Origin of the sequence: Mycolicibacterium bacteremicum, assembly GCF_002086115.1 — a bacterium.
Classification (GTDB): Bacteria; Actinomycetota; Actinomycetes; order Mycobacteriales; family Mycobacteriaceae; genus Mycobacterium; species Mycobacterium bacteremicum.
Window position 1 is genome coordinate 243,791 of the sequence record NZ_MVHJ01000005.1, and the last position, 12,396, is coordinate 256,186.

Annotated in this window: 11 protein-coding genes and 1 pseudogene; 4 read left to right on the plus strand and 8 right to left on the minus strand. The window is 67.2% G+C overall.

Translation table 11 applies throughout. The features are described 5' to 3' along the window. Positions 1-18: 18 nt before the first annotated feature. Entirely contained in the window at positions 19-1,452 is a 1,434-nt protein-coding gene (locus BST17_RS08355) for an AMP-binding protein (protein WP_083056999.1), read from the plus strand. Here BST17_RS08355 and BST17_RS08360 read toward each other — a convergent pair whose 3' ends face one another. Continuing rightward, positions 1,453-2,217 (minus strand): DUF2127 domain-containing protein, encoded by a 765-nt coding sequence (locus BST17_RS08360; RefSeq protein ID WP_083057001.1) that lies wholly within the window; start codon positions 2,215-2,217, stop codon positions 1,453-1,455. A 190-nt stretch (positions 2,218-2,407) separates the two neighbouring features. On the opposite strand from BST17_RS08360, the gene BST17_RS08365 reads away from it, so the two are divergent. Next, positions 2,408-3,418, plus strand: a complete 1,011-nt coding sequence (locus BST17_RS08365) for an iron-siderophore ABC transporter substrate-binding protein (protein ID WP_083057003.1) — start codon at positions 2,408-2,410, stop codon at positions 3,416-3,418. A gap of 39 nt (positions 3,419-3,457) precedes the next feature. Here BST17_RS08365 and BST17_RS08370 read toward each other — a convergent pair. Further along, positions 3,458-4,677: pseudogene (locus tag BST17_RS08370) on the minus strand (oxygenase MpaB family protein). A 72-nt stretch (positions 4,678-4,749) separates the two neighbouring features. On the opposite strand from BST17_RS08370, the gene BST17_RS08375 reads away from it, so the two are divergent. Continuing rightward, entirely contained in the window at positions 4,750-5,391 is a 642-nt protein-coding gene (locus tag BST17_RS08375) for a TetR/AcrR family transcriptional regulator (RefSeq protein WP_083057005.1), read from the plus strand. A 21-nt stretch (positions 5,392-5,412) separates the two neighbouring features. On the opposite strand, the gene BST17_RS08380 is transcribed toward BST17_RS08375, so the two are convergent. The 4 genes from BST17_RS08380 to BST17_RS08395 form a co-directional block, all read right to left on the minus strand. Further along, positions 5,413-5,847 (minus strand): DUF5078 domain-containing protein, encoded by a 435-nt coding sequence (locus BST17_RS08380; RefSeq protein ID WP_083057134.1) that lies wholly within the window; start codon positions 5,845-5,847, stop codon positions 5,413-5,415. Between the two features lie 38 nt (positions 5,848-5,885). After that, positions 5,886-6,224 carry a DUF732 domain-containing protein gene (locus tag BST17_RS08385; RefSeq protein ID WP_083057007.1) on the minus strand — a complete coding sequence of 113 codons (339 nt, stop codon included), beginning with the start codon at positions 6,222-6,224 and terminating at the stop codon, positions 5,886-5,888. After that, positions 6,221-9,124 carry an MMPL/RND family transporter gene (locus BST17_RS08390; RefSeq protein ID WP_083057009.1) on the minus strand — a complete coding sequence of 968 codons (2,904 nt, stop codon included), beginning with the start codon at positions 9,122-9,124 and terminating at the stop codon, positions 6,221-6,223. Before BST17_RS08390 ends, BST17_RS08385 begins: the two co-directional genes overlap by 4 nt. A gap of 61 nt (positions 9,125-9,185) precedes the next feature. Beyond that, positions 9,186-9,608, minus strand: coding sequence for an MmpS family transport accessory protein (locus tag BST17_RS08395; protein ID WP_083057137.1), 423 nt, complete (start codon positions 9,606-9,608; stop codon positions 9,186-9,188). Positions 9,609-9,807: 199 nt separating this feature from the next. Between BST17_RS08395 and BST17_RS08400 the strand changes: the two genes are divergently transcribed. Continuing rightward, positions 9,808-10,461: a TetR/AcrR family transcriptional regulator gene (locus tag BST17_RS08400; RefSeq protein WP_109750045.1), complete on the plus strand. Its 654-nt coding sequence runs from the start codon at positions 9,808-9,810 to the stop codon at positions 10,459-10,461. Between the two features lie 9 nt (positions 10,462-10,470). Here the strand turns inward: BST17_RS08400 and BST17_RS08405 are convergent, their stop codons facing one another. Together BST17_RS08405 and BST17_RS08410 are read right to left on the minus strand one after the other, a co-directional pair. After that, positions 10,471-11,892 carry a carboxylesterase/lipase family protein gene (locus BST17_RS08405; protein WP_083057013.1) on the minus strand — a complete coding sequence of 474 codons (1,422 nt, stop codon included), beginning with the start codon at positions 11,890-11,892 and terminating at the stop codon, positions 10,471-10,473. Continuing rightward, the gene (locus BST17_RS08410; RefSeq protein ID WP_083057015.1) at positions 11,889-12,395 is read right to left on the minus strand and encodes a VOC family protein; all 507 of its coding nucleotides are present in this window, start codon (positions 12,393-12,395) and stop codon (positions 11,889-11,891) included. Before BST17_RS08410 ends, BST17_RS08405 begins: the two co-directional genes overlap by 4 nt. Between the last annotated feature and the right edge of the window lies 1 nt (position 12,396).

The window sequence follows — 12,396 nt, forward strand, 5'->3', positions numbered from 1 at the left end:
GGCGTAACCTCACCGGCGATGACCATCGACCTGATCCACGGCCTGGTGACCGCCGCGGCCACCGAGGCTCCCGACCGTGCCGCCGTCATCGGTGCCGACGGCACATCGATCAGCTTCGCGCAGTTCGACGTCGAGATCCGGCGCGCCGCAGCGTGGGTCGCCGCCCGCAGCCGACCCGGTGATCGCATCGCGGTGATCGCCGACAACAGTCCGGACTACGCGCGGCTCTATTACGCCGTCCCACGCAGCGGGCGCATCCTCACGCTGATCAACCAGCGACTGAGCGCCGCAGAGCAACTCGCGGCGCTCGGCATGGTCGAACCGGCCCTGCTGCTCGGCGATCGGCGCTACCTCGACGATCTTCCCCGTCCCGGCATCGCCTTCGATGATGTTGACTGGCAGCGCTTTCCGCCGGATGAACCCGGGGAAGCCCCGTCGCCCGACGATCCGGCCTGGCTGCTGTTCACCAGCGGTTCGACCGGCACACCCAAGGGTGTGCTGCACACCCACCGGTCGATCACCACGGCGGTGCGCGGCACGGTGGCCGGCCGGGCGGTGCAGCCCGGTGGGGTGTACCTGCTGCCGTTCCCGATGTGCCACATCGCCGGGTACAACATGCTGGTACACCACTCCTGCGCCTCGACGGTGTTGCCGGTACCGGCCTTTCGGCCCGAGAGCTTCGTCGCCGCGGTGCACGCCCACCGGGTGACATCCTGCTCGTTGGCCCCGACCATGTTGCACAGCCTGCTGGATCACCTCCGCGACACCGGGCAGTCGCTGCCGACCCTGCGCGATATCGGCTACGGCTCGGCCGCCATCCCGGCCGATCTGTTGCGCCGCGCCGTCGAAATGCTGGGCGTGGGATTCCATCAGGGCTACGGGATGACCGAAACCGGCGGCAATGTCACCTTTCTAGGACCGCAGGAGCACCGCAGCGGTGACCCCGCGATCCTGCGCAGCGCGGGCACCCCGCACGCCGAGGTGCAGTGCCGGATCGCCGCCGACGGCGAGATCCTGGTGCGCGGTGCACAGGTGGCCGCCCGGTACTGGCCGAACACCCCGGTCACCGTGGACGGTTGGCTGCACACCGGCGATGTCGGGGAGATCGGCGCCGACGGCCGACTGGTGGTCACCGACCGGCTCAAGGACGTCATCATCACCGGAGGCGAGAACGTGTCCTCCCGCGAGGTCGAGGACGTGCTGTCGCTGCACCCGGATGTCGGGCAGGTGGCGGTCGTCGGGGTGCCCGATCCCTACTGGGGTGAGGCGATCTGCGCGGTCGTGGTGGCGGCGACCGCGGTGACGGCCGAGGAGCTGATCGCCCATGTCCGTGGCCGGCTGGCCGCCTTCAAGCGGCCGCGTCATGTGCTGTTCGTCGATGCGCTGCCCCTGACCAGCAACGGGAAGGTGGCCAAAGACGCTGTGCGTCAACAGGCCCGGGCCACCGTGTGATCAGGGGTGGTTGAGTCCGGCGCGCTCGACGCTGAGCAGGCTCTCGGTGTGATGCTCGGCGCGGTAGGCCGCACCGCCGCCGTTGAGCCCGAACAGCCGCTTGCTCCACAGCAGCCACACCACCGCGACGATGTTGATCACCACTGCGAGCACCCGCAGCGCGGTGACCTTCTCGGTCAACTCGTAGACCTCCAGCGGCAGAAAGGCACTCGTCGCGATCACCGCGAAGTATTCGCCCCAGCGCCGCATCGACCACAACCCGACCGCCTCGATCAGTTCGATCAGGGCATAGCCGATCAGGCCGACGGCAATCCACAGCAGGGTGGTCTCCGACAGCGTGAAGGCCTCCCCGATGTGCTGCACGATCTTGGAATCGTCCAGGTTCCAGCCGATCTGGTCGCTGAGCGGTTTGATCAACGGCAGCTCGGCCTCGAACTTCTGCTGGTATTCGGCACGGGCGCCACGTAGTTTCAGCACCGCGACGGCGGCCAGCAGCACCACCAACGCCCGGATGACGCGTTCGACGGCCAGGACGCGCATCAGGGTGCGGTCGCGCAACAACCGGCCGCGCGGTACCTCGGGCGCGGTGTCGGCCGGACCACGACCGCGGGGCGGGCCCACCACGAATGTCTCGCACCGCAGGCACCGCCAGGCCTCGCCCACCGGGGTGTCCACCCGCAGCCGGTCGCGCAACTCGGGCTCATCGGGCGCGAACGTCGCGTGCCCGTGCAGACCACAGGACCGCAGTGCGAAATCCAGCCTCATCGCAACCTTTCCGGCACCGGCACGCCGCCGCGGCGCATCCTCGTACGGTCAGCGTACGAGGACGGTGGCAGGGCGTTCGCACGGAAACGACCGTGTCGGTGAATCAACCAGTCGGACAAGCTGTCCGAGGAACGATCACAGCCGATACGGAAACAGGCATAAACGACGAAAAGTAGGTTATCCTACCCTAATGTCAGTTCGATTCCTGCGCTCGATCGCCACCCGATCGCGCGGTTCGCTCGCCGTGTGCATCGTCGCGTCTACTCTTGTCACCGGATGCGGCGCCGCGGGCCCCGACACCGCACAGAACGATGCGAACGCCACGGAACCTGCTGATGCCATTGTCATCTCCCACAAGTTCGGCGAGACCAGACTCGACGAGCAACCACAGCGAGTGGTCACCGTCGGATGGAATGACCAGGACGATGTATTGGCACTCGGCGTGGTACCTGTAGGCACCAGAAGCTTTTTCGACAACTACAACGATTTCCCCTGGGTCAAGGAAGCCACCGACGGCAAGGGCGTACCGGTCATCCCCGGAGATGAGATCAACTTCGAGGCCATCGCCAAGGCGAAGCCCGACGTCATCTTCGCCATCTACGAGACCATCGACCAGAAAACCTACGACCAGTTGTCGCAGATCGCGCCGACCGTCATCCAGTCCGACGAGTATCCCGACGAGGAAACCCCGTGGGATGTGCAGCTTCTGACCATCGGCAAGGCGCTGGGCAAGGAATCCGAGGCCCAGTCGCTGGTGGATGAGGTCAACACCAGAATCACCGAGACCACAACCGCCCACCCGGAGTTCGCCGGCAAGACACTCGTCGCCGATTTCACCTCCGAACTGGACTCGCAGTACCTGCTCGGTGAGGGTGACCCGCGCCGCCAGCTGTTCGACGAGCTCGGATTCACCGCCCAGCCCGACACCGGGGACGTCTCCGATGAGAAACTCTCGCTGCTCGAGGGCGACGTCCTGTTCGTCAATGGCCTCACCAAGGAGCAGGTCGCGGGATCACCGGCCTTCAGCCGGCTCGACGTCGTCCGCGAGGATCGCACGCTGTACGCCGGATCGGACTCCGCGCTCAGCGGCGCGCTGACCTACAGCGGGCCCGACGCACTGCTCTACGCCCTCGACGTGCTCACCCCGCAGTTGAGCAATGCGCTCACCGGCAAGCCGGTCACCGACCTGTCGAATTCCTGACGGGCCGCCTGGCCGGGCCACCGCACGAGTCGTGCCCGGTCAGGCGACCTCGACCACGTGCGCCGCTGACTGCCCGATCGTCGCTTGCGTATCGCCGATCATCGTGCGCAGCAGGGCTTTCTGCTCCCGGTCCCCGCGGGCGGCATCGGCATCGGCGCGGCCCGGCAACGCCAGCACCGAGACGCTGCGCAGCACGTTGACCGGCAATCGCAGCGCCGGGTACCAGGGCAGCACATGAGCGGGTAACCCGAGCGCGGTCATGGCCCGGGGCCCGAGGAAGGCGCTGGTGACCGAGAGGTGCTGGGCCCGGGCCAGCCGGCGTCGCACACCGGCCAGGCTGGTGTAATGCCAGGCAAGCGGGTCCTGAGCCATCGGGACCGCGAGTTGACGGGTGGATTCATCGGGTTCGGCCAGCGCCGTCAGGGTGTGGAAGAGCACCCGGATGCCGTCGCGGTAGTCCCGCGGCAACCATTCGTCGTCGACGCCGATCAGCCAGCCGACATAACGGGTCAGGTGCGCGATACCCGCGTAGTCCCGCGGCGAGAGCAGCAGACCCATGCCGATACCACCGGCCGACGGGGCGATCAGCGCGCCGACCAGGGTGGCGGCCATATCGGTCTGGTTGATCGGCAGGCCCCACTCCCCGGCGCGCCAGTCCGGATGGCGGCGACGTGGCGGCGCACCATCGCATGGATCAACCGCACCCGCAGCGTCGAGCGGTAACCGGCACCGAGCGGGTCCATGCCGCGGGGCGAGATGACATCCAACGCCCACTGCATGGTTTCGGCGAACCGCTTGTTCGAACCCTTCTCCAGCGCACCGGTGCGCACCAGGGTCTTGTTGAATCCGGAGAACTGGTAGCCACCGAGCAGCGAGACGTCGCGGGCGATGTACATCCCGTCGGCGCCGCTGCGGCGCATCGCGCGCTCCCCGCGCCGGATCAGCTCCCAGTCAACCCAATCCGGAACGGTCTCGACGGCCGCGAAGAATTTGCGCAGCGGGGCGGGCGCCTCGGGCACCGCGGCGATCCCCTCGGCCGCCGCCCGGTCGAACAGCGGCCGGGTCTGCGCCATCCCGGTGTCGGTCATCCAGGCCACCAGCCGGTCGGCGGCCGGGTCGCCGACGGTGAGCCGCTCGCCGAGCCGACGCCACTGCTCTTCGTCGGGTTCACCAAGACCCAGGATGCCGGCCAGCAACCGGATGGCGCCGGGCACCGCCTTCGGCGCATCCGGGTGCCGGGTGGGAACGGGCCCGTCCATATCGCTCTCCTTTGAGCCGCACTTTGGATTACATGCGTCGTCCGAATTTAGGGCGCAGGTAGGGTGCTGTCAATGAAGCGCGCGAAGGTGGAGCGGGATTACGGCGGTATCAGCGCGACCGACCGTCGCGCCGACCGGCGCCGACGCCTGCTTGCCGCGGGCCGCCAGCTGTGGGGCGAATCGGGCGTCGCCGATGTCACCGTGCGTGGCGTCTGCAGCCAGGCAGGCCTGATCACCCGGTACTTCTACGAGCAGTTCGACAACCGGGAGGCGCTGATCTTCGCAGTCGCCGACGACGTCCGCGACCAGCTACTGGAAGCCATGGTGCGCGCCGGCGTCGGCGACCCGGGGAGCCTGGCGGACAAGCTGCGCTCGGCGCTGTCGGCATTCTTGGAGATCATCGCGGCGGACCCGCATGTGCATCGCATCTCCACCGGCGATGTCAGCAATGTCCCGGGGCTCACCCAGCATCGCGCCAAGATCCTCGACCTCATCACCGACGAGATCACCCGTCGCGCGCCGGATGTCCTCGGCGACGAGGTGCCCGGGCCGACGGAGTTGCGCCGTGGCGCGTTGTTCATCGTGGGCGGGGTCAATCAGCTGATCGAGGACTGGCTGGCCGATCCGCGGCTGTCGCCGGCCGAGTTGGCGCAGATCGCCGCCGACATGTGCGTGGCGTTCTTCCGCGGGCTCGCGCACTCCCCCACTCGGTGATTCCGGCGCGCTGACGTTCGGTCAGCGAGCGACGGGCCAGGCCCACACCGACATGTCGCCGCGCGGGTAGTTCATGCACACCGCGGCCGCCTTGGCCACCACGCCCTTGTTGTTGAAGAACACCTTGGCCCAGTTGCCCCACCGGGTGGCCACCTGCTCGTAGTAGATGTTGGTGGCGGTGTCCTCGGAGTACTGCCGCCGGCCCGCGGCATCCAGTGAGTAGAACCAGTGGATCCGGTCCACGGCCATCTGCTGGACATCGAGCGGGCGGTTGCTCTTGTCCAGCATGTACCGCTCGAAGTAGATGGGACTGGTGTCCCGGGCAGCAGCCAGGTACTGCTCTGCGTCGCACTGGGTTTCGATCTGCTTACTCGGAATCGGGTACTCGTCGGTGGCGTCGGCCTGGGCCGACGGCGAGTTGAGCAGCGCCGCCGAGACGGCGGCGACCATCACCATGAACGACGCCCGGACTGTCCAGCGGAGGGTGTGGATGTTCATGGCTGCTCCTGATTCGTCGTCAACTTGTCCAGGTGCACCGGGCAGTACATCCGCAGTGCGGTACCGAGGAACTGGTACACCTGCTCGGTGCTGTTCGTACGAGCCAGGTTCTGCGCCAGGAACTGCGCGGAATCCGTTGCGGTGGCGTCGACTCCGGTGTCGAACCGCTTGCAGCTGATCTTGGCCATCCAGGCGTTGAAGTCCCGCTGGCCGTAGATCCCGAATCCGTGCAGTTCGTTGGCGAAGTCGGTGTCGCGGTCGGCGACCGCGGTGGCGGTCCCGACCGGCAGCACCATCGTCACCGCCGCGGCCGCCGCGATCACGAATCGTCTCATGAGAGCACCTCTTCCGGGCTGCGCTGCAACGGTTTCGGCCATGGCTGCGGCCGGGGCCGCGGGCGCACCTGCAGCGGCCACCAGAACCAGCGCCCCATCATGGCCGCGATCGACGGTGTCATCAGCGACCGCACGATCAGGGTGTCGAACAGCAGGCCCAGACCGATGGTGCTGCCCACCTGACCGATCACGATCATGTCGGACACCAGCATGCCGATCATGGTGAACGCGAACACGAATCCGGCTGCGGTCACCACGGATCCGGTGCCGGCCATGGACCGGATGATCCCGGTGTGAATACCGGCGTGCACTTCTTCCTTCATCCGGGACACCAGCAGCAGGTTGTAGTCCGCACCGACGGCCAGCAACACGATCACCGACATCGGCAGCACCATCCAGCCGAGCGGGATGCCGACGATGTGCTGCCACACCAGTACCGAGAGGCCGAACGCCGAACCGAGACTGAGCACGACGGTGCCGACGATGACGGCGGCCGCCGCGACGGCCCGGGTCAGGATCACCATGATCAGGAAGATCAGGATGAGTGAGGCAACTGCGGCGATCAGCAGGTCGTAGTCCGCGCCCTGCTGCATGTCCTTGTACATGGCTGCGCTGCCACCGACGAAGATCGTCGACCCCTCCAGCGGGGTGCCCTTGATCGCATCGGCCACCGCGACGCGCATCGGGTCGATGCGCTCGGTACCGTCCTCGGTCAGCGGGTCACCTTGGTGGAAGACCGTGAAGCGCACCGCTTTTCCGTCCGGTGACATCATCAGCTTCATACCGCGCTGGAAGTCGGCGGTCTCGAAAGCCTCCGGGGGCAGATAGAACGTGTCGTCGTTGCGGGCGGCGTCGAACGCCTCCCCCATCGCGGTGTTGTCCTCCAGGTTGGCCATGTTCTGGTCCTGCTGCATGCGCTGCGCCTGGTACTGGTTCAGCATGATCTGCTTCTGATTCTTCATCGTCTGGATCATCGCCGGCATCAGGGCCGCCATCTGCGGCGTCAGCTGTGCCATCCGTTCGATATCGGGAACCAGTTCGGTGAAATCGTCACTCATCGTGCTGATTCCGTCCAGGCTGTCGAACACCGACCGCATCGACCAGCACAGCGGGATGTTGAAGCAGTGCGGTTCCCAGTAGAAGTAGTTGCGCAGCGGCCGGAACTGATCGTCGAAGTCGGCCAGGTGATCCCGGACCTCGTTGAGGTTGGCCGAGGTGTCGTTCATCTTGTCGGCCATCCGGCGCGTGACGTCGGCCAGCTCCAGGGTGATGCTCTGCATCTTTTCCATCGAGTCGATGGTCACCTGCATCTCGTTGGCCTGCTGCAGCGTGTTGTCCAGCACCGTCTGCTGGAAGTCGTTGTTCATGATCTGCCCGGTGCCGCTCTGACCCACCGTGTACGCCAGCGTGGAGTGCTTGATCGGCTTGCCGTCGGGCCGGGTGATGGTGGTGACCGAGGCGATACCGTGCACCTTCACCAACGCCTTGGCGATCCGGTCGATGACCAGGAAGTCCGCCGGGTTGCGCAGATCGTGGTCGGCCTCGACCATCACCAGGTCGGGGTTCATCTTGGCGTCCGAGAAGTGCCGGTCCGCCGCCGCGTAGCCGACATTGGCCGGCACGTCGTCGGGCAGATAGATCCGGTCGTTGTAGGTGGTGTGATACCCCGGCAGGGTCAGCAGACCGACCAGGCAGAGCACCATGGCGCCGACCAGGATCGCCCCCGGCCAGCGCACGGTGGCGGTGCCGAGCCGGCGCCAACCACGGGCGCGGCCGTTGCCCTTGGGCTCCAGGACCTTTCCGAACCGCGTGACGATCGAGATCAGTGCCGGGCCCATCGTCAGGGCGGCCGCCACCACGATCGTCATACCGACCGCCAGCGGGAAGCCCATGCTCTGGAAGTACGGCAACCGGGTGAAGTGCAGGCACAGCGTGGCGCCGGCGATCGTCATACCCGAGGCGAGCACCACGTGCGCGGTGCCGTGGAACATGTCGTAGTAGGCGTCCTCGCGGTCCAGCCCGGTGCGCCGCGCCTCCTGATATCGCCCGATCAGGAAGATCGCGTAGTCGGTGGCCGCGGCGATGGCCAGCGTCACCACCATGCTGGTCGCGAACGTCGTCAGCCCGAACACCTCGTAGTAGCCGAGGAAGGACACGATGCCCCGGGCCGAGAGCAGACCGACGAAGACCATCGCCATGATCACCAGCGTCGTGAAGAACGACCGGTAGATGATCAGCAGCATCACGATGATGATGCCGATCGTCACGCCCTCGATGGTTTTCATGCTGGCGTCACCGACGATGTTCTGGTCGGTGGTCAGTGCCGCCGGGCCGGTGACGTAGGCCGCGACACCGGGCGGCGCCTGGGTGCCCTCGACGATGTCGCGGACCGTCTGGACCGACTCGTTGGCCAGCGCCTCGCCCTGATCGCCGGCGATGTACACCTGCACATAGGCGGCCTTGCCGTCGATGCTCTGCGCACCGGCCGCCGTCAGGGTGTCGCCCCAGAAGTCCTGCACGTGCTGGACGTGGGTGGTGTCGGCCTCCAGCTTGCGCACGATCTCGTCGTAGAAGGTGTGTGCGTCGGCGCCGAGCGGCTCATCTCCTTCCAGCACGATCATGACCGAGCTGCTGGTGTCGTATTCCTCGAACTTCTCACCGACGTGCTTGGTGGCGATCAGCGCGGGCGCATCGTTGGGGCTCATCGAGACCGCACGCATCTTGCCGACGTCTTCGAGCTGCGGCACCGCGGTGTTCAGGAATCCGACGATGACGACCCAGCCGATGACGATCGGGATCGAGAAGGCCCGGATGAAGCGGGGCAGTTTGGGCCGCGAGGCGGCCGCGTGCCGGGCCGGCGGGATGGGGCCGGTGGGCGCGTCTTCCGCGAAAGTCGTCATGCGATCTCCTCGCAGGCTCGGATCTCGCATGTGGTCTGTCGATTCGCTCCGCAAGCGTCGCTCATGCGGCCTTCACCAGGCAGTAGGTGGCGGCGTTCATACCCTCAGCCGTCCTTTCGTCTTTCACCTCGTCATCCACGGTGACGCGGCAGCTGATGGAGGATCCGTCACCCTGGGCCATGATGTTGGGCATGACCGACGGCAGCGTCGTCTCCAGGGTCAGGGTCCAGGGCAGCGCGACTTCGCCCGTGCGCTGCGGCTTACCGTCCAGGTCGGCGTAGTTGATCCTGGCGTAGGAGCCGGTGCCGAAGATCTCGTAGGTGACGACCTTGGGGTTGAAGTTGTCGGCGGTGTCGGCGTCGATCGGGGTGACGATTGCGCCGTCGGAGCCGAACACCGAGCGCAACTGCGACACGGTCAGACCACCGATGACGATCGCGAACACCACCAGGACGGGTAACCAGACCCGCTTGACGACCTTCATGACCGACCACACCCATTGCTGCACAACGGTTTCTGCCGTCCGCGGGCATGCTCGAAGACACTGGTCACGATCGGGCCTTTCAGGTTCGAGGCGCCGCGGTCCACTTTGCGCAGGCGATCCTGAGAGAATCTAAGCTTCGAAGTGGATAGAGTCAATCCGTTTCTGGCGAACGGTAAGCCTCATCACTAAAGTGGGTTCTGTGATTGACAAACCATGCCGCGGCCTGCGCAAGGACGCCGAGCGCAACCGACAGCGGGTGCTGACGGCTGCGCGCGAGCTGTTCGCGATCAAGGGCATGGAAGCCACGCTCAACGATGTCGCCCACCACGCCGGGGTCGGCGTCGGCACCGTCTACCGCCGCTTCGCCACCAAGGAGGACCTGGTCGAGGCGATCTTCGAGGATGGTATCGCCGAAGTGGTGGCACTGGCCGAAAAGGCACTACAGCACGAGAATTCGTGGGACGGGTTCGTTTGGTTCGTCGAGCGGCAGTGCGAGCTCGCCGCCACCGACCGCGGTCTGCGGGAGATGATCTACAGCCGGGCCTACGGCGGCGACCGCGTCGACTGTGCGCGTGAGGAATTGGTGCCGCTGGTCTACCGGCTCGTCGAACGCGCCCGTCGCGACGGCTATCTGCGCCCGGACATCCAGCACCCGGACACCCCCATCATCGGGCTGCTGGCCGGCACCGTCAGTGAGTGGGCCGGCCATGTCGAGCCCGAGTTGTGGCGCCGCTACGTCGCGCTGCTGCTGGAGGGCATGCGCAACCGCCCCGATATCAAACCGCTCGGGGTCGATCCGCTCAACGAAGGGCAGATGCACGAGGCCATGCACGGCTGGGACCCCGCGAGCTGACGTGCCGGCTCACCCGTACGCGGGATAGCGGCCCTCCCAGATGGCGAGTTGCTCGCTGCGGTGGCCATGGACGATCCGGCGGTGCGGACCGAGCAGCATCGTCGCTCCCCCGTAAGCGTCGTAGCGTTCCCACGGGTCTGCGCCATGGATGAACTCCAGCCACCGGTCCTGCACCTCGTCCGACATCCGGCGCGCGGCGGCGTCGGCGCCGGCCAACGCGGGCGCGGCGTCGAGGTTGCCGAACACCAACGGCAGGCACGAATCGTGGCAGGCCCCGAAGCCGGTGCGCGGTGACGGCCACTGCAGTTCGTAGCGGAACACCGGGTTGCCGCGCTCGGCATGCGCCCGGACGAACTGCTCGGTCGGTGCGGTGAAGTGGTAGTCGGTGACCATCGCACTCGCGATATCGCGCGGCGTATCGTGCTCGGCGCGGTAGGTCGTCAGTACCGCGTCGATGTCGCGGCCGTCCCCGGCAAGTGCCGCTGCCCGGTCCCGCACGTATTGCTCGGTGAAGACGCCGTCATCGATCGCCGCGTCGAAGATCCGCCATTCGTCCCGGGTGGTTCCGGCCAGGATCGGGATGCCGGGCATCGCGCGAATCCGCGCCGTCACCAGCGGGTGCTCGACGATCACGTCACCATCGACGCACGGATGGAACGGACCCTGGGGCGGCACGAATCCGGTGTCGATGCCCCGTTGTACGGCCAGGATCTGCTCGACACCGGCATCGCCGATGTTCGGTACCTGCGCGGCCACCGACGCGGCGGCCGCGGTGGATCGGACCCGCTCCAGGCCGCCGCTCTGCAGGATCGCGCGATCGAAGAGCTCACACCCGCCGGCCAGTAGCGCCGCGACGGCCACCGCACCGGAGGATTGCCCGGCCACCGTGATGGCCCCGGGATCGCCGCCGAAGGCGCCGATCTGCTCGCGCACCCACCTCAGCGCGTGCTGTTGATCGCGCAGGGCCAGGTTGGTCGAGTCCGGGCCGTGGCGCTCGGGGGCGTAGAGCGAACCCAGCACCCCCAGCCGGAAGTTCAGCGTCACCACCACGATGTCACCGCGGCGGGCCAGCCGGGCCCCGTCGAGCAGCGGCGCCGACCCGTGGCCCTGTGCCTGCCCGCCGCCGTGCAGGAAGACCAGCACCGGCCGCCGGCTGTCGTCGACCGCGGGCGTCCAGATGTTGAGCGTGAGGCAGTCCTCGCTCATGGTCAGACCGCGCTTGGCCAGCCGTTCGGCTGTGATGTCCTGGGGTGCGATCGCACCGAACTCGGTCGCAGCGCGCACCCCGGTCCAGGACGGCGCGGGTTGCGGCGGGCGCCACCGGTATCGGCCGACCGGCGCCGCGGCGTACGGCACACCGCGGAAGGCGAGGACGTCACCGGACCTGTCGCCGCGCAAGGTCCCGTTCGCGGTGTGCGCGACGACGGTCACGGGCGCCCGGTCAGCGGATGATCCTGCGCCATGGCGCCGTTGAGGATCCGGGTCATGAATTCGCGGCCCTTGAAGCTCATCACCTCAACCCGCATGCCGCTGCGAGGATCGCGCAGGAACGCCACCCCGGCGCCGGTGCGCTCGAGCTCCCACCCCTGGCCCTGTAACCGGGCGACGTCATCGCGCCAGCGCTGCGCGTAGTACCCGAGATGGTGCATGCCGCCGTGTGCCGGCTCGGCGAAGATCGAATCGGGGTCGGCGACCACCTCGATCAGTTCCAGATACGGTGGGCCACCGGTGGAGAACGCGATCCGCACCGCATTGTCGTCCGGCGATCCGTCCGGGCGGGTGAAGCCGCTGCGCATCTCGAACGGTGGCGCCCAGCTGATCTGCACGGCCGCCGACAGCGACTCCATCGCCTCGGTCAGGTCGGGAACGAGGTGGCCGACGTGGTAGACGTTGTCGAAGGCCGACGCGGCGAGTGTTGCCAGGGTGGGGTCCATG